The following is a 16,725-nucleotide window of genomic DNA, read 5'->3' as shown; positions in this document are numbered from 1 at the left end:
TATAATAAACGAGACGGTTTCTAAATTAATCTGTTATTTCATTTCCATCTCTATCAAAGAAGTGGTATTCCAAGAACGTATACGCATTTCGCGGTATGATCTTAATCCATTTTTTGTGTTCAAAAAACCATTTCGAACGCATGGATGGAAAACCTTTTGATAAATAGGCTGCTACAAAAGGGTGAACATTTAGTGCAACTTTTTTATGGATTTTCAATATTCTTTCAAGGTCAGACGTGATTTTGTCGATGATCAGGATTGGAGCTTCAATTTCCCCATTTTCATTGTTGGGGTCTTCTTCTCTAGTCTTGATGTTGACTTCTGGTCTAACTCTTTGCCTTGTTATCTGAACTAATCCAAATTTACTTGGAGGCAAAATCTTGTGTTTGGCTTTATCATCGCTCATTTCTTCACGAAGAAATTCAAACAATACTTTACGATTTTCGGGATCAGACATATCGATAAAATCGACTACTATGATACCGCCCATATCTCTAAGGCGAAGTTGGCGTGCAACTTCAGCGGCTGCAATCATATTGACTTCAAGCGCTGTGTCTTCCTGATTGGTTGCTTTATTGGAACGGTTTCCGCTGTTTACGTCAATGACGTGTAGAGCTTCTGTATGTTCAATTATCAAATAAGCACCTTTGCTCATTGAGACGGTTTTCCCGAATGAAGTTTTGATCTGTTTCTCTATGTTATATTTTTCGAAAATCGGCGTATCCTTTGATTGATAATGCCTTACGATTGATTGTTTTGAAGGTGCAATTTCTTGCAGATAGTCCTTCGTTTGATAAAACAACTCTTCGTCATCTATGTGAATGCCACTGAAAGTGTCATTGAATACATCTCTAAGGATAGAAGAAGCTCGGTTGAGTTCTCCTAAAATTTTTGATGGATGATGAGCAGTTGGTAATTTTTTACACATTCCCGACCATCTGTCGAGCAATGTTGTTAAGTCTTTTTCTAATTCTGCGACTTTTTTGCCTTCGGCTACTGTTCTAACAATAACACCGAATCCTTTAGGCTTGATGGATTGTACTAATCGTTTAAGACGCTCTTTTTCTTCTTTGGATTCGATTTTTTGTGATATCGAAACTCTGTCAGAAAAAGGAACGAGAACAATAAATCTACCTGCAAGTGACAGTTCTGAACTGATTCTTGGGCCTTTGGTAGATATAGGTTCTTTTACGACTTGTACTAAAATTGATTGATTGGCACTGAGAACATCAGTTACAACGCCATTTTTGTCAATCTCTTTCTCAAACTGAAAGTTTTTTAAGGAGAAATCTTTTATTTTACCTGTGCTAACAAGCTTGATGAATTTCAATTGGGAAGCCAAATTGGGTCCTAAATCGTGATAATGCAGGAAGGCATCTTTTTCGAAGCCTACATTTACAAAAGCGGCATTTAACCCGGCAACTGGTTTTCTGATTTTGGCAATAAAGATATCGCCAACCTGAAAGTTGCTTTTTTCTTCCTGTTTGTGTAATTCAACTAATTTTCCATCTTTTAATAAGGCAAAATCTACGGCTTCCGAACTAGATCTGATGATTAATTCTTTATTCACACTGTAAATTTTTATCCGAACCGTTATTTGGGATTTAGGATTTACGAATTGGGATTTTGAAATCCTAAATCTAAAATCCACAATCCTAAATCATAGCCAGGATGGATTAAACAATAATTAAACAGGTTTGTACCCGAATGGAAGTCAGTTTTGTAGTATTCAGTTTTTCGGGCAATCTGAAAATCTAAAATCTAAAATCTGAAATCCAATATTTCAATGAACGTTAAAAAGAAAAAAGTAGTTTAGAACTACTTTTTCTTCTTGTGACGGTTAGCTCTCGCTCTTTTCTTACGTTTGTGAGTCGCTACCTTATGTCTTTTTCTTTTTTTACCACTTGGCATAATCTGTCGATTTTTGGTGATTAATAATTAGTTTTATTTTGCTTCGTTATTTGTTTTTACTCCTTCAACAAACACTTTTGCAGGTTTGAAGGCTGGAATATTATGTGCAGGAATTTTGATTGTAGTGTTTTTAGAGATATTTCTACCTGTTTTTTCAGCTCTTGTTTTGATGATAAAACTTCCAAAACCTCTTAGATAAACGTTATCTCCGGTTTCAAGTGAAGTTTTAACTTCTTCCATAAAAGTTTCAACAGTTGCTTGAACATCTCCTTTTTCAAGACCTAATTTTTCTGAAATTTTCGCTACGATATCTGCTTTCGTCATTTTCTTTCGAATTTATATTGATGTACTATTTTTTTTGAGGTTGCAAATATATGAATTTAAAAAACAATATATCAACCTAATTCATTAAATTTTAATTACATAAACTTTTACTTTTGTTAACTCAAATTTACCCATGGATTTTTCTAACTCATTAATAAAATGGTATTTACAAAACAAACGCGATTTGCCTTGGCGAAATACCAGCGACCCCTACTTCATTTGGCTCTCCGAAATCATGCTTCAGCAGACGCGAGTGGCTCAAGGAATGCCCTATTTTTTTGCTTTCACAGAAGCTTTTCCAACCGTTTTTGATTTGGCGAAAGCTTCAGAACAAGAAGTCTTGAAGCTTTGGCAAGGACTCGGATATTATTCCCGGGCAAGAAACCTTCACAAAACCGCACAATATGTAGCGTTTGAGCTCAATGGAAAATTTCCCGAAAATTATAAAAACCTACTTTCATTAAAAGGAGTAGGGGATTATACGGCTTCGGCAATTGCTTCTTTTTCCTTTAATGAAGCGGTTCCAGTTGTTGATGGAAATGTTTTCAGGGTTTTGTCGCGTGTTTTTGATATTGATGCCGATATTTCGCAACCAACCTCAAGAAAAATTTTCCAAGAACTGGCTTTGGAGTTGATGCCAAAAGATACTCCAGCCATTTTCAATCAGGCAATTATGGAATTTGGAGCACTTCAATGTGTTCCTAAAAGTCCGGATTGTGGAAGTTGTGTAATGAACGAGGGATGTTTGGCTTTGAAATTGAATAAAGTTCACCAACTTCCAGTGAAATTAAAGAAGACAAAAGTTACGAATCGGTTTTTTAATTATTTGATTTTTGAAGATGAAGAAGAAAAAACTATTATTCAGAAACGCACCAATAAAGGAATTTGGCACAATCTGTATGAATTTCCATTGATTGAAACAGAATCAGAAGTTGATATTGAGACAATTTCAATTGAAATCGTGCAAAATAGGTTCGTAGAAAACCCTCTTCTTTCTATCATAGAGATGAATTCCAAAGCCCAAATGCATAAACTTTCTCATCAAAATCTAAATATAAAGTTTTGGAAAATAGAGGTTTATGGTTTTATTGAAAAAGGAATAAATAATTCTCTTCTGAAAACCTTTCCTTTTCCGATAGTTATTTATAACTTTATTGAAAAGTTCTTGGATAGGAAGAAAGACGAATAAATAGTAAATCGTCATTATTTTATAATTTGGTTTATGATTTAGATGTCATCGTTGTTAAAAAATATACAAAAAAAATGCTTCAGCTAGACATTTTCTAATCCGAAAAAAGACTAAAATTTTAAAAGTTTAAGTAAATGAGGTTGTAATTATTTAAATAACAACGGTTTGAAATATATCAACTTTAAATTGTTATTTTAAAATAATTACTATATTTGAAAATAAAAATACCCCCACAAAATGAATGGAACGATAAATAAAGTTACGCTAATTGGACATCTAGGAGATGAAGTAAAAATGCATTATTTCGAAGGAGGTAATTGCATCGGTAGGTTTCCGTTGGCAACTAATGAGACTTACATCAATAAAAGCACTGGAGAAAAAATTAATTCAACCGAGTGGCACAATCTTGTTGTTAGAAACAAAGCTGCCGAAATTTGCGAAAAATACCTTTCTAAAGGTGATAAGATATATGTTGAAGGACGAATCAAATCCCGTCAATGGCAAACAGAAGATGGAGCTCAAAAATATACCACAGAAATTCAAGTTACAGAATTTACGTTCTTGAGCTTGAAAAAAGATTCTGAAGGTGTAAAATCAAGCCCAATCCCAACGCCAAAGAATAGTTCTTATGACGACAGTATGTTGCCTGATAACGACATGCCGTTTTAATTGTTTAACCAATTCTTTTTAATTTGGATCCCGAGCCTCCCAGTTTAGATTTTTTTCAAACTTTAGATGCTAATTTAATTCTTGGTTTCATCGGCATATTTTTGCTGTTGTTTTTTGCAGCAATAGTTTCAGGTGCCGAAGTCGCATTTTTTTCCTTGTCCCAAAAGGATTTGGACGATGCTTCTCAAGAAAACCCAAGGAAGATGCAAATTATCTCCAAATTACTAGAAAAACCCAAAAAATTATTAGCAACATTGCTCGTTGCTAATAATTTTATAAACATCAGTATTGTAGTCCTGTTTTCCTTTTTAGGCAGGACTATTTTTGATTTTATCAGTTCGTCTTGGCTAAAATTTTTTACTGAAATACTTTTTATCACTTTTCTGATCTTGTTTTTTGGCGAAGTACTTCCAAAAATTTATGCAAGTAGAAACAATGTGAAATTTGCAAAAACTATCGCATATCCCATTTTTGTTTTAGATAAATTTCTTTCGCCAATAAGTTTACCCATGCGATCGTTGACGATTTATTTGCAGAAAAAATTAGGCAAAGAAAAATCTAATTTTTCTGTAGATAAATTATCCCAAGCCTTGGAATTAACATCTTCTGAAGAAACTTCATCCGACGAACAAAAAATTTTAGAAGGAATAGTTTCCTTTGGAAATACAGATACCAAGCAAGTCATGAGTCCGAGGATAGATATTTTTGCCTTGGAAATTGAGGAGACTTTCGAGGAAATATTCCCAAAGATTGTAGATAAAGGTTTTTCGAGAATTCCGGTCTATCGGGACAATATTGATCATATCGAAGGCGTTTTGTTTGTGAAAGATCTTATTCCGTTTATCGATAAAAAAGAATATGATTGGAAAACATTGATGCGAGAACCTTTCTTTGTACCCGAAAACAAGAAACTGGACAATCTCTTGAAAGATTTTCAAGGCATGAAAAATCATTTGGCGATTGTTGTCGATGAATATGGAGGAACATCAGGATTGGTTTCGTTAGAAGATATTATTGAAGAAATTGTGGGCGACATCAGCGATGAATTTGATGATGAAAATATTAATTTCTCGCAGATTGACGACAAGAATTTTCTTTTTGAAGGAAAGATTTATTTAAAGGATTTCTACCGGATTGTATCTGTAAACGAAGAAGTTTTTGAAGAACAAAAAGGCGAAGCAGAAACACTGGCCGGACTGATTTTGGAAATTTTAGGCAATTTTCCTAAAAAAGGACAAAAGGTTCCTTTTGATGATTGTATTTTTACCATCGAAACGGTAGATAAAAAAAGAATAAAACAAGTTAAGGTTACACTTAGCTAAAAAATAAAATCATAGAATGCTTAAAAATAGTATTTCGGTTGCTCTGTTTTCGGCAATTATAATTTGTGTTATAAGTTGTAAAGATGATGCAGTGCCAAAACCAGCAAGTCAGTTGCGATTGGATTATCCGGTTGCAGAATATGTTCGTTATGAAACCAATTGTCCGTTTACGTTTGATTTGAATACAGAAGGAATAGTGAAGCAAAATGGAAATTGCAATCTTTCAATTGATTATCCTAAAATGAAGGCAACGATTTATCTCACCTACAAACCCGTAACGAATAATATTGACAGCCTTTTAACCGATGCCCAAACGTTAACCTACAAACACGTGGTTAAAGCCGATGACATCATTGAACAGCCTTTTAGAAATCCTAATGACAAGGTGTTTGGCATGTTCTATCAGGTTAATGGAAATACAGCAACCAATACCCGATTCTATGTAACCGACAGCACGAAACACTTTATTGATTGTTCGGTATATTTTTATACAAAACCCAATTTCGATTCAATCATGCCGGCTTCAAGTTATGTGCGGAACGATTTGCAGAACTTGATGGAAAGTTTGAGATGGAAGTAAAACATAAAAAAAGGGAACCCAAAAAATTTGAGTTCCCTTTTTTATGCAATCCTATTTAAAATTATAAAGTGTTTTCTTTTTTTGTTTCAGATGAAGAGCATGATTTTTTAGATTTGCAACATCCCGGCTTGTCGCTTTTAGCTTCTTCGGTTGAGCAAGATTTTTCAGCAGCGGCTTTTTCTTCTGCTTTACGCTGTTTGCGTGATTTTTTCTTCTCTTTTTCTTTGAAAAACATCGCCTGATCGGCAGAAGATTTCACGTTTGAAACTTTATAGGAATCTCCACCATTAACGGCTTCAACAGTTTCAACCAATTTTTCAGGAGTAGTTTTCCCTGAATCATATTCTACAGTTGCCGTTTTCTTTTCGAAATCTATAGTTGCATTCTGAACGCCTTCTGTCTTGGTCAATTCTTTTTGGATTTTTGAAGCACACATCACCTCGCACGACATTCCTTCGATGCTGAAACTTGCCGTTTCAATTTTTCCTGGTGTGGCAGTAGTGCTGGTTTCTGTAGTTGCAGTTTCGTCTTTTGTTGGTTCAGTAGCAGTTTGTTTGCAACTTGCAAATAAAATTCCCGCAAGGGCTAAAGCCAAAAATGATTTTTTGAAATTCATAATGTATATAATTTAATACGTTTAGGTTTAATTCCTTTGTTTAAAAGGTTTTACAAAATTAGTAAAAAAAAGAAGCCGAAATTCATTTAAAAAATAGAATTTTGCGACACAAAATTTTCATTATGCTATCCAGACAATCCAAGTGGGTTTTGCTGATTTTGCTTTCGCTGATTTGGGGAAGCTCGTTTATACTTATAAAACGCGGACTTGTAGGTTTGTCGCCGTTTCAGCTTGGTTCGTTGAGGATGATTTTTGCATCAACCTTTCTTTTGATTGTTGGTTTCAATAGTTTGAAAAACATCCGACAGCATCAATGGAAATACATTGCCTTGACGGCTTTTATGGGAACATTTTTCCCGGCCTATCTTTTCTCTATCGCTCAAACCCAGATCGACAGTTCAGTTAGTGCCATTTTAAATTCACTCACGCCTTTGGGAACACTTGTTCTTGGTGCATTGGTTTTTGGACTGGGTTTTCAAAAGCGACAACTTTTCGGAGTCATTATTGGTTTGATTGGATGTATTTTGTTGGTTTTAAATGGAGCTGTTAACCATCCCGGACAGAATTATTGGTATGCAACCTTGGCCATTTTGGGAGCCATTTGCTATGCAGTGAATGTCAACTTGATTAAGAAATACCTTTCGGATGTGAATCCGTTGAGCATTACTACAGGTAATTTTGCGGTTTTGCTGGTTCCTGCCATAATAGTCTTGTGCTGTACTGATTTTTTTGAAATTGCTAATCAATCAGATGTGCAGGTTTCGATGTTGTATGTTGGTGTTTTGGCTGTTGTGGGAACATGTATTGCCAATGTGATTTATTTTAGATTGATTCAGATTTCGTCGCCTATATTTGCTTCTTCGGTAACTTATTTGCTACCGATTGTCGCAATATTCTGGGGTGTTCTCGATCATGAAACATTAAGCGGGATTCAGTTTTTGGGTGCTTTTATTGTTTTGGTTGGGGTTTATTTGTCGGCCAGGAAGTAATTTAATTTAGCGATGTTCTTGGACTAATTTTCTTGATATAAATTAAACCATCATACATGTCATTGTATTTTTCTGAAATATAATTGTACTTTATGTATTTTAAAACAAGACCATAAGCTCCAATTTGAATGTAGTCTCTTTTTTGGGAGAGAAACTTATTCATGACTTCATTTTGGTTGGCCGTTTTAAAATCAAAATAGAAGATATTGTGATTTGCATTAAAGAAGAATTCTGAATTGGTGTTTTTTATAGGTTCCTCCAAGACCACATTTTCAAATGCCTTCTTTCCCTCATTGAAACCGAAGAGTTTCCCAATTCCAAACTCAAAGCCCATTGCATAATACCGGTCTTTGTATTTTTGATGCAACCAATTTCCCATTGAAGGTGTTTTGTCTTTATAAACAACAGTTTTCTTGACGTGGTCATTGTGGGTCCACACGAAGATTTTTGCATTTTGACGGTTATGGATTTTTTCTACGATTTCTGCCATAATCCTATCCCTTGTTTCTTGATTGGGATTAACTAGAAAAGCACTAAAATGTTCAAGTGCCTTCAAAGCATCGCGTAACTTAATGTCATTCGAAGTTACACTTATTTTTGTCCCCAATTCTTTTACGGCACTAAATTTTTCTTGAAGAATAGTTTTTTCTTGATCCTGAAAAGATTGCTTTGAAAAGAAATCCAGCAGTGCTTTTTCTTCGGATGTTATTGCTATATTTTGCTGTTGGATTTTATCCTTGATGATGGCTGTAATTCCATAATTGAACATACAATCATTTCCATAAAATTGAATTTTTTCAGCATTTGTTTTTGTGTCGTTGTAGGATTTCATCCAGCTAATCAATTCAAAAACTTCCTGGTTTTGCCATATTCCTTGTTTTAGACCCAACATCAGCTGAAGCAAATCGCCACCATTTCCCATCAGATATTCGTTTATAAAATGGCTTGCTCCAAAACTTTCTTCGATAACAAAGACTCTGACTTCCTGATTTTGCACCAAATATTTGAAAAATTTTGATTTCATTTCAAAAAACTCCTTGTTGTGATGAGTTGCCTCACCAAAACCAAAAACAATGGCATTGATAAAATTCGGGCTTAATTGTTCCCTTGAAATATTCAAATCGTTCTTGAAATCCCTGTCGGATAGTGCAATCGCATTTTGATTTACCCAATCAATTACTTTATTGTTTTGTGCAGTAATGATGCTTGAAAAAAGTAAAATAAATAAAAGTTTAATTTGATTGGAATGCATAATTATTACTGGAAATATTAGAATATTTAATTTCTTTTAATTTGATAATAAACCCCAAAAATCAACCCAACCAACCCTCCAAGGTATCCAAAGTTGTGAATTGAACCAACGTTTATAAAAGCCTGAATGTTTGTGGTTTGTTCTGGAATATACCAATTTAGTTCATCTGCTTCTAAAAAAACGGCTCCATAAAGGTATCCAATAACTCCAAAAATAACTGTCACGCCAATATTGAAGAAAACAGATTGTATTGTGATTCTTAAAATTTTTCTTGAATTGAGAAATAATGAGACTATGGCATATATTATTCCGAGTATAAAGCCTACCCACCAAGTTGCTAGAAATCCGATTATCCCAACTTTGACTCTTTCATTGTCAATTCCCCATTCGTTGATTCCGAATTGCTCGAATTTGAAAAGGGTGTAATATTCATTTGAAATGGTATAGGTTATTTGGTCGTGAAGAATTCCATAGAGTCCTGCAATTATAATGGAGATTAAGATTATTAAAATAAAATTTAAAAGTTTAAGCATGCCTGAAGTCGTTGGGCTCTTTCTAATTGATTTGATGTTGTTGTATAGATTATAACTTCTCAAATATAAGGATAATATATAATTCGATGGTTATTAAAAGAATTCTTGATTGGGATTTAATTGAATTCTATTTGACACAAACGTGTAAAAGTTTAATAGAAGCCTAAAGTTTTTATCATAGCCCCGACTGGAGGGAAAATCCTTTTTGTCTCGTTTCTTTAACGAGACAAAAAGATTTGGAAGGAAGGCGGGAACATGGATTCTGAAAATGCCTAGCGTTTTGCTCCTGAAATTTGAGATGCTTTGAAACAAAAAAAGACTGCCATTTCTGACAGTCTTTGATGATATAATTTAGATTTGATTATTGAAAATCTGCATCTGTAACACCTTCGTTGATTTTTACATCGGAAGCGATTAGTTCGATTTCGATTCCAACATTCACTACGGTTTTGTATGGAACTTTTACTCCTTTTACGTCTTTGTAGTCTTCGAATGTTGTTCCTTTAGTGAATTTTTGTCCTTGTACTTCTAGGTCTTCTGTTTCGGCAACTTTTAGTCCTGTTGCAACATCGTAGAAGAAACTGAATTTACCTGCTTTTACAACATAGGCATCTTTACCATTGATAGATTCGATTCCTGAAAGTTGTGCTCCAGTAGTGTTAGCCAAGGCTAATTCAGGAAATGCATTTGCATAGAATTTCATGGCAGTTGTTTTTTCTGCATCGAAATCTTGTTTTTGTCCTTGTCCGGATTCGTATCCTTTTGTTCCGTCGAAAACAGTTTTAGCTAGTGTTTGTCCCATTCCTGTAACTTCTTCTAAAAATTTGTTTGAAGCAGATGCTTTTTTAGTCATTACAACTGGAATTCCTTGAACAGTTCCTGAAGAGGTAACCAAAATGGTTTTTACAGCTTTTACGGCTTTGTCTCCACCAACGGCTTTGATGTAGTTGTCCAATACGGTTGTAGTGGTTACTCCAGCTGGTACTGATTTTTTAGCAACTGGTTTTTCTGTTGGGTTGCCAAATTTGTCGAAGTAGAAAATTGGCATTTTCAAGCTTTCTAATCCTGGAAGAACATCCGATGCTTTTCCAGTGATTACTACTCTTGTTTTGTCTTCTAGGAAGTATTTTTTAGAAACTCTCAAGATGTCATCTGCAGTTACTGCATTGATGTTTTTGATGTAGTTTTCGTAGAAATCGGCTGGCAAACCTTGAGTTTGTGTCAACAATGCATAACGGGCTACTGTTCCTGGTTTTTGAATTTGCATAACAAAGTTACCAACGTATCCGGCTTTTACGTTTTTCAACATATCATCAGCTACTTTTTCAGTTCTGATTTTTTTGATTTCTTTGAAGAATTCAACAACAGCACTATCCGTTACGGCATTTCTTACTTGTGTACTTGCTGTGAATTTTCCAACATATTTGTTTCCACGGATTCCAGAGCGAGCTCCATAAGTCCAACCGTGAGCTTCTCTCAAGTTCATATTCAAGTAGCTGTTGAAATCACCACCTAGAACTTGGTTTGCCAAAAGAACAGCAAAATAGTCAGGATCGGTCATTTTCAAGTTCGTTACATTCACCAATGAAATTTGAGATTGAACAGCGTTTGGCATATCAACAAAATTGATTTGTGTGTACTGAACATCTTTTGGATCTGTGTAAGAAACTGCAGGAGCTACGGCTTTTTTCCAAGAGCTAAAAAGTTTTTCTACTGATTTCTTAACGTCTTTGAATTTCACGTCTCCAATAACCACTAGGTAAGCATTTGCAGGTACAAAATGACTGTTGTATTCATTCAATACATCGGCAAGGCTTACATTTTTGATTGTTTCTTCAGTGATGTATTCTCCGTTTGGATGATTTTTTCCAAAAACCAAAACATCTTCGACTCTTGCAGCAACAGCCTCAACGCTTTTTTCTTGGTTTTTCAAGCCTTCAACTAATTTGGCTTTTTCTTTGTCTAGTTCTTCCTGTGTGAAAACAGAATTCAAGGCACCATCAGCCATTAATTCTAATATTCTACCTGAATATTTTGACAATCCGCTTGCATAAGCACCGTTTGATGAAAATCCGATGTTAGCACCTAAAAAGTCGATTTCTTCGTTGAAGGCATCTTTTGACATTTTTTTGGTTCCGTTACCAATCATGCTGCTTGCTAGATCGGCAACACCTTTTTTATCGCCTTCAGCATAAGGAGCATTGTCAATGGTCAAGTTATAGGAAACTCTAGGAAGTTTGTTGTTTTCCACCACCATTACTTTCAAACCATTTTTTAGTTCAAAAGTTTGCGGTTTCCCGATGTTGATTACAGGAGCTGGTCCCGGTTTTGGCTGTGGTCTGTCTTGTGCTTGCATAATTACTGTTAAGAACAAGCTTGCTATTAATATTGTTTTTTTCATGATGTATGTCTTAGTTTTGAGCTTTATCTTTTGCAGGAACATAATCCAAAAGAAGTCTTTGGTTTGGATTCAGGTATTTTTTAGCAATATCTCTAATTTCCTCACGAGTGATAGAACGGTAGATGTCGATTTCAGTATTGATAAGGTTGATATCGCCATAAAGCATATAATAAGTAGCCAAATTCTCTGCAATACCTTCAACACTTGAATTGCTGTTTACGTATTGGTTTTCGAATTTGTTTTGCAATTTTTGAAAATCTCTTTCAGAAATTAATTGCGTTTGAAGCTTAACGATTTCTTCATCAATTTCCTTAACCAAGCTTTCAGAAGTGTTTTCTCCCATTGGAAGGCCATATACGAAGTAAGTTCCATAATCTTCTTCGCTATAGTTAAACGAACCAATTTCTAAAGCCATTTTCTTTTGGTCTACAATTTTCTTGTAAAGCATTGAACTTTTTCCATCGCTTAAAACAGATGAAATCATGTCTAGAACTTTTGCATCACGCGTTTTCATCGATGGAGTTCTGTATGCAGCCACAACCATTGGCAATTGAATGTTTGGATCTTCAAAAGTAGCTCTGATGGTTTCCGTGATTGGATCTTCAACAAAAGTTTGTTTTTTTACATCAGCACCTCTTTTAATAGAGCCAAAATATTTGTTTACCCATTTGATAGTTTGATCATATTCGATATCTCCAGCAACAACCAAAACGGCATTGTTAGGCACATAGAATTTTTTGTTGAAAGCTTGAAACTCTTCCAAAGTTGCAGCATCTAAATGTTCCATAGAACCAATTGGAGCCCAACGGTAAGGGTGTTTCTTGAAGATGTTTTGTTTAACAGCTGAAAATAAATTTCCGTAAGGAGAATTGTCAACTCTTAGTCTTTTTTCTTCCTTAACTACTTCGTTTTGAGTATCAACACCAATTTGGTTGATTACAGGATGCAATAATCTTTCAGATTCCATCCATAAACCTAACTCCAAACCGTTTGAAGGAAACACTTCATAATAGTAGGTTCTGTCGTCAGAAGTGTTTGCGTTGTTGGTTCCACCGTTTCCAGAAACGATTTTAAACCATTCTCCACGGCCGATATTTTGAGTTCCCTCAAATAATAAGTGTTCAAAAAAGTGAGCAAAACCTGTTCTTTCAGGGTTTTCATCTTTTGCCCCAACGTGATACATTACAGATGTAATAACTACGGGAGCCGATTTGTCTTGATGCAAAATAACATGAAGACCATTTTCTAGAGTGAATTCTTCAAAAGTCACCTTTTGGGCAGAAGCAACACTTCCAAGCATAAGAACAGAACTCAAAGCCATTAATGATTTTTTCATAACGATTAATAATTTGTTATTGGATTTTGATATAAGTATATCAAACGAATGTTTTGTTACGCCAAAATTAACTTTTTTTCATTTATTTTTTTACTTCTTTGTTCATTTAACAAAAGATAAGGTTTTGATTAGCGATTTTTCCGATGATTTATACCACTGTAAACGCTTGTTTTTTAGAGTTTAAATATTTTTCACCAATGTAATTGCAGATGTGAGAATAAGTTGTATATTTGCAACCTTAAAAATTAACTAAACATCATTGTTATGTACGCAATCGTAGAGATAGCAGGGCAACAATTTAAAGTAAGCAAAGACTTAAAGGTTTATGTTCACCGTTTGGCGGATAAAGAAGGAGATGCAATTTCTTTTGCAAAAGTTCTTTTATTAGACGACAACGGAACAATCACTTTAGGCGCCCCGGCTGTAGAAGGTGCTTCAGTAGAAGCCAAAGTGTTACAACACTTAAAAGGAGATAAAGTAATCGTTTTCAAAAAGAAAAGAAGAAAAGGTTACAAAAAGAGAAACGGACACCGTCAATATTTGACTCAAATCCAAATCTCTGGAATTACACTTCCAGGTGCTAAAAAAACTGCTGCTAAAAAAGAAGCTGCTCCAGCAACTGAAGAAGAAGTAGAAGCTCCTAAGAAAAAAGTAGCAAAAGCTAAAAAAGAAGAAACTCAAGAATAATAACATTTAAAACCAATACGTCATGGCTCATAAGAAAGGTGTCGGTAGTTCCAAGAATGGTAGAGAATCAGAATCGAAACGTTTAGGTGTTAAGATTTTTGGTGGACAAGCTGCTATTGCTGGTAACATCATCGTAAGACAAAGAGGTTCTAAACACAATCCAGGTGAAAATGTTTACATCAGTAAAGATCACACACTACACGCTAGAGTAGATGGAGTTGTTAAGTTCCAAAAGAAAAGAGATAACAAATCTTACGTTTCTATTCTTCCATTCGAAGCATAAGACTCGAGCTTCAGCGAACAGGCGAAGCAATCAAGATTTTTGATATTTGAAAGCCCATTCGAAAGAGTGGGCTTTTTTGTTGATGATTTTTTTGCAATAGCTTACTCGGCTTCTCCTAATTTAATTGTCCACACTTCTTTCTCTGTCATTCCAAATCGTTTTGTTATTGGTCTGAAATATACTTTCTGGGAGCATTTCAGCATTCGATTATTATCTTCTTGGCGAATTTCTAAATCATAAGCAGTTGTCCAGTAATGATTTGATAAATAAGTATTTGTAGAATTCGAAATAAAAAAACTGTAATTTTTATTTTTAATTTTTTCTACCAATTCTATTAATGAAATTGGGGTTTTCTCTTTCACTGTAAAATCAAATACTTGAATGTAATTACTTTTAAAAAGAGAAAACAGAGCTGCTTTAATTTCTGTTTTTAAAGCATCAGAAGTTGAAGTATTCGATAGTAATGCCAAGTGATTGTAATAATCTTCTATTTTTAATAGTGTACTTTCTTGATAAGCTTTTATTGAACTCATCGAAAAGTTAGCTTTTATAGCTGTTGACGACATAGTATTATTAGTATTTTGCCCATAAAAGGAAAATGTAAGCAATAACATCATCAGTATAAAGATTTTTTTTATCATACTATTCTTGTATAATTCGAACGAAATTAATCTCATTTTTAGCATTATGCTGAATGTCAATCAGTCGCATTTTTTTGAGTGAAGCACTCGGAACAATTAATTTTTCTGAAAATTCTACCTTGTTAAAGTATTCAAAGCCTAAATTATCCTTGAGAACAACAATTACTTCCACATCTTCTGCTAATATTTTTTGCAGTTGCACCTTTCGCGTTTGCCAATCTTTGATGTCAGATTTTATAAAAGCTTTCAACATCATTGCATAATCATCCGGTTGTAAGGTAATCTCAGATTGGGAATCCTTATTAATGACAATTGTTTTTTCTTTATAATATGGGCTTTTCAATAGTATTTTAGTCCTTTTTTTTGAAATTTTTATTTCAGAATTGACTATTTCAATCGGTTTCTCCGTCGCTTCTTCAACCACTGTTGCTTTTATTTCGTTGCCGCTGATTTTCTTGTTTGTAAAAGCATCTTTGATTGTAATAGTTTTTGATTCAGTATCATTAAATTGGCAATAGGAATATGTTGCAATTCCAATTAAAATAATTCCACTAATGATCCAAATTATTGTCTTCGGCTTTTTTCTAATTGGTTCAATTTCTTCGCAAACTCCTTTTTTATTTTTAAACACATATTCATCCCAACTCGAACAGCCAACCAATTGTGACAAAATATCCAACATATCCTTTCGTGGCAGCTTTGGATTGTCTTCTGGCTTCAAATGTGTATAAATCCACTTTTCGCTTACCCTTTGGTTGATTTTATTTTCGATCAAGTCGATAAGATTCAGGATGTCTTGTGAGCTAAATGTTTTCCAGGTTCCTTCAAAATAGGGATGATGCTTCTTGTATGCCAAAAGCACATCGGTTTTAAGGAGTTGGAAAAGTTCTAATGGATTCATTTATTAATGTCGTTCAAAAGTAAAAAAAGGTTGTTGTAATTTGCTGTAAACCTACTGTAAAAGTACCGAAAAATCTTTACAGTGAAACGCAAGTGGTTTTGCTAAAGTATTTATTGGAATGGAAAGTACTATTGCATCATATTAATTTTAAAATATCTAAATATGAAAACGAAAGTATTTTTTTCGGACCAAAAATTTCAAGTTATTATTGTCTTGTGTTTGCTTACTGTTCTCAATGTGCATTCTCAGATCAGTGGGAATCAAGTTTACCGGAATGGGACTTATAGTGGCGACCAAGGTTCGTTTCCTGTTAATAACGTAGTTTCAATCAACGACAACAACCTGTCAGTAACAGTTAAAATTTTATTGAATAAGAAAGCGGATGGATTTGTAATAACGTTTGGGCTAAATGAAGAAGATCAAACTGTTTCAGGATGTAGTAAAAAAATCAATATACGGATTTCTGGATTTCTGGATAAGCTGAAAACACTCGGCATAAAAAAGGAAGCTATATATGTGGATTTTATCTCTCAAACTAAAATTTACGATTACACCGTTGCCGATGTCAATGCACAGCAAATCGAAAAAGGATTTGAAATCAAAAAGAATGTAATTATCACCACTTCAAATGTGGATAATTTAGAAAAGATTATTGCTTTTGCTTCTGATCATGAAATTCATGATGTTATTAAGGTTGAATATTATAATGAAAACTCAAATGCAATTCACGATCAGCTTTTTGATGATGCTTTACTATTGGCCGAAGCTAAAAAAGTCAAATACATTAAGTCATTTGGAAAAAGAATTCTAGGAACACCGAATGCAACCGAAGAATTTGCAGTTGTTTTTCCGAAAACACGATATAAAAGCTATCAGGCGTTTGAATCGGCAGAAATTGAATCAAATTCAACCAGTAGAAGCCAATATTTAAAAAAGATAGCTAGAAAGAATAAGACTTTTTATTACGATGGTGTTTCAACTGCTGGTTTTGACAAAGTAGTAAACTCCAATCAAACGGAAGTTGGGATTCAATATATAATGACATTGACAGTAAGCTATAAAATTGATACCTCCATTTAAAATGTAAAATA

At 34.2% G+C, this 16,725-nt stretch carries 17 protein-coding genes; 8 read left to right on the top strand and 9 right to left on the bottom strand.

The features are described from left to right. Positions 1-25: 25 nt before the first annotated feature. Positions 26-1,570 (bottom strand): Rne/Rng family ribonuclease, encoded by a 1,545-nt coding sequence (locus J2X31_RS14480; RefSeq protein ID WP_310027611.1) that lies wholly within the window; start codon positions 1,568-1,570, stop codon positions 26-28. Between the two features lie 374 nt (positions 1,571-1,944). Next, a complete protein-coding gene (locus tag J2X31_RS14475; protein ID WP_026703531.1) occupies positions 1,945-2,235 on the bottom strand; it encodes an HU family DNA-binding protein in 291 nt (96 codons plus the stop codon). 133 nt (positions 2,236-2,368) lie between these two features. Between J2X31_RS14475 and mutY the strand changes: the two genes are divergently transcribed. The 4 genes from mutY (at position 2,369) to gldD (ending at position 5,995) form a co-directional block, all read left to right on the top strand. Further along, positions 2,369-3,424 carry an A/G-specific adenine glycosylase gene (gene mutY / locus J2X31_RS14470; RefSeq protein ID WP_310027609.1) on the top strand — a complete coding sequence of 352 codons (1,056 nt, stop codon included), beginning with the start codon at positions 2,369-2,371 and terminating at the stop codon, positions 3,422-3,424. Positions 3,425-3,661: 237 nt separating this feature from the next. Continuing rightward, a complete protein-coding gene (locus tag J2X31_RS14465; RefSeq protein ID WP_310027607.1) occupies positions 3,662-4,093 on the top strand; it encodes a single-stranded DNA-binding protein in 432 nt (143 codons plus the stop codon). Between the two features lie 23 nt (positions 4,094-4,116). Beyond that, positions 4,117-5,415 carry a gliding motility-associated protein GldE gene (locus tag J2X31_RS14460; RefSeq protein WP_310027606.1) on the top strand — a complete coding sequence of 433 codons (1,299 nt, stop codon included), beginning with the start codon at positions 4,117-4,119 and terminating at the stop codon, positions 5,413-5,415. A 16-nt stretch (positions 5,416-5,431) separates the two neighbouring features. Next, positions 5,432-5,995: a gliding motility lipoprotein GldD gene (gldD, locus tag J2X31_RS14455; RefSeq protein WP_310027605.1), complete on the top strand. Its 564-nt coding sequence runs from the start codon at positions 5,432-5,434 to the stop codon at positions 5,993-5,995. A 61-nt stretch (positions 5,996-6,056) separates the two neighbouring features. On the opposite strand, the gene J2X31_RS14450 is transcribed toward gldD, so the two are convergent. After that, a complete protein-coding gene (locus J2X31_RS14450) occupies positions 6,057-6,611 on the bottom strand; it encodes a heavy-metal-associated domain-containing protein (protein WP_310027604.1) in 555 nt (184 codons plus the stop codon). Positions 6,612-6,733: 122 nt separating this feature from the next. Between J2X31_RS14450 and J2X31_RS14445 the strand changes: the two genes are divergently transcribed. After that, complete coding sequence (locus tag J2X31_RS14445) at positions 6,734-7,600, top strand: DMT family transporter (RefSeq protein WP_310027603.1); 867 nt, start codon at positions 6,734-6,736, stop codon at positions 7,598-7,600. Between the two features lies 1 nt (position 7,601). Here the strand turns inward: J2X31_RS14445 and J2X31_RS14440 are convergent, their stop codons facing one another. From J2X31_RS14440 to J2X31_RS14425, 4 genes are all read right to left on the bottom strand, one after another. Further along, complete coding sequence (locus tag J2X31_RS14440; protein WP_310027602.1) at positions 7,602-8,852, bottom strand: erythromycin esterase family protein; 1,251 nt, start codon at positions 8,850-8,852, stop codon at positions 7,602-7,604. 26 nt (positions 8,853-8,878) lie between these two features. Then, the gene (locus tag J2X31_RS14435; protein ID WP_310027601.1) at positions 8,879-9,385 is read right to left on the bottom strand and encodes a hypothetical protein; all 507 of its coding nucleotides are present in this window, start codon (positions 9,383-9,385) and stop codon (positions 8,879-8,881) included. A 361-nt stretch (positions 9,386-9,746) separates the two neighbouring features. Continuing rightward, positions 9,747-11,786: a M16 family metallopeptidase gene (locus tag J2X31_RS14430; RefSeq protein WP_310027599.1), complete on the bottom strand. Its 2,040-nt coding sequence runs from the start codon at positions 11,784-11,786 to the stop codon at positions 9,747-9,749. Positions 11,787-11,796: 10 nt separating this feature from the next. Continuing rightward, positions 11,797-13,122, bottom strand: a complete 1,326-nt coding sequence (locus tag J2X31_RS14425; protein WP_310027597.1) for a M16 family metallopeptidase — start codon at positions 13,120-13,122, stop codon at positions 11,797-11,799. A 264-nt stretch (positions 13,123-13,386) separates the two neighbouring features. Between J2X31_RS14425 and rplU the strand changes: the two genes are divergently transcribed. Further along, entirely contained in the window at positions 13,387-13,809 is a 423-nt protein-coding gene (gene rplU, locus J2X31_RS14420) for a 50S ribosomal protein L21 (protein ID WP_310027596.1), read from the top strand. Between the two features lie 22 nt (positions 13,810-13,831). Continuing rightward, complete coding sequence (gene rpmA / locus J2X31_RS14415; RefSeq protein ID WP_007805051.1) at positions 13,832-14,092, top strand: 50S ribosomal protein L27; 261 nt, start codon at positions 13,832-13,834, stop codon at positions 14,090-14,092. A gap of 101 nt (positions 14,093-14,193) precedes the next feature. Here the strand turns inward: rpmA and J2X31_RS14410 are convergent, their stop codons facing one another. Both J2X31_RS14410 and J2X31_RS14405 read right to left on the bottom strand, forming a co-directional pair. Further along, positions 14,194-14,625 carry a hypothetical protein gene (locus J2X31_RS14410; protein ID WP_310027592.1) on the bottom strand — a complete coding sequence of 144 codons (432 nt, stop codon included), beginning with the start codon at positions 14,623-14,625 and terminating at the stop codon, positions 14,194-14,196. A gap of 109 nt (positions 14,626-14,734) precedes the next feature. Then, positions 14,735-15,634: a hypothetical protein gene (locus J2X31_RS14405; protein ID WP_310027590.1), complete on the bottom strand. Its 900-nt coding sequence runs from the start codon at positions 15,632-15,634 to the stop codon at positions 14,735-14,737. Positions 15,635-15,796: 162 nt separating this feature from the next. On the opposite strand from J2X31_RS14405, the gene J2X31_RS14400 reads away from it, so the two are divergent. Then, positions 15,797-16,714 (top strand): SIMPL domain-containing protein, encoded by a 918-nt coding sequence (locus J2X31_RS14400; protein ID WP_310027589.1) that lies wholly within the window; start codon positions 15,797-15,799, stop codon positions 16,712-16,714. The last annotated feature ends 11 nt before the right edge of the window (positions 16,715-16,725 follow it).

It is taken from the genome of Flavobacterium arsenatis, assembly GCF_031456785.1.
Lineage (GTDB): Bacteria > Bacteroidota > Bacteroidia > Flavobacteriales > Flavobacteriaceae > Flavobacterium > Flavobacterium arsenatis.
This window is presented reverse-complemented; position numbering and strand designations above follow the sequence as displayed.

What these genes read in the sequence shown, in the direction of transcription:
- J2X31_RS14475 (WP_026703531.1), bottom strand. Translation starts at nt 2,235, where the DNA reads ATGACGAAAGCAGATATCGTAGCGAAAATTTCAGAAAAATTAGGTCTT.
- mutY (WP_310027609.1), top strand. Translation starts at nt 2,369, where the DNA reads ATGGATTTTTCTAACTCATTAATAAAATGGTATTTACAAAACAAACGC.
- J2X31_RS14465 (WP_310027607.1), top strand. Translation starts at nt 3,662, where the DNA reads ATGAATGGAACGATAAATAAAGTTACGCTAATTGGACATCTAGGAGAT.
- gldD (WP_310027605.1), top strand. Translation starts at nt 5,432, where the DNA reads ATGCTTAAAAATAGTATTTCGGTTGCTCTGTTTTCGGCAATTATAATT.
- J2X31_RS14450 (WP_310027604.1), bottom strand. Translation starts at nt 6,611, where the DNA reads ATGAATTTCAAAAAATCATTTTTGGCTTTAGCCCTTGCGGGAATTTTA.
- J2X31_RS14445 (WP_310027603.1), top strand. Translation starts at nt 6,734, where the DNA reads ATGCTATCCAGACAATCCAAGTGGGTTTTGCTGATTTTGCTTTCGCTG.
- J2X31_RS14440 (WP_310027602.1), bottom strand. Translation starts at nt 8,852, where the DNA reads ATGCATTCCAATCAAATTAAACTTTTATTTATTTTACTTTTTTCAAGC.
- J2X31_RS14435 (WP_310027601.1), bottom strand. Translation starts at nt 9,385, where the DNA reads ATGCTTAAACTTTTAAATTTTATTTTAATAATCTTAATCTCCATTATA.
- J2X31_RS14430 (WP_310027599.1), bottom strand. Translation starts at nt 11,786, where the DNA reads ATGAAAAAAACAATATTAATAGCAAGCTTGTTCTTAACAGTAATTATG.
- J2X31_RS14425 (WP_310027597.1), bottom strand. Translation starts at nt 13,122, where the DNA reads ATGAAAAAATCATTAATGGCTTTGAGTTCTGTTCTTATGCTTGGAAGT.
- rplU (WP_310027596.1), top strand. Translation starts at nt 13,387, where the DNA reads ATGTACGCAATCGTAGAGATAGCAGGGCAACAATTTAAAGTAAGCAAA.
- rpmA (WP_007805051.1), top strand. Translation starts at nt 13,832, where the DNA reads ATGGCTCATAAGAAAGGTGTCGGTAGTTCCAAGAATGGTAGAGAATCA.
- J2X31_RS14410 (WP_310027592.1), bottom strand. Translation starts at nt 14,625, where the DNA reads ATGAGTTCAATAAAAGCTTATCAAGAAAGTACACTATTAAAAATAGAA.
- J2X31_RS14405 (WP_310027590.1), bottom strand. Translation starts at nt 15,634, where the DNA reads ATGAATCCATTAGAACTTTTCCAACTCCTTAAAACCGATGTGCTTTTG.
- J2X31_RS14400 (WP_310027589.1), top strand. Translation starts at nt 15,797, where the DNA reads ATGAAAACGAAAGTATTTTTTTCGGACCAAAAATTTCAAGTTATTATT.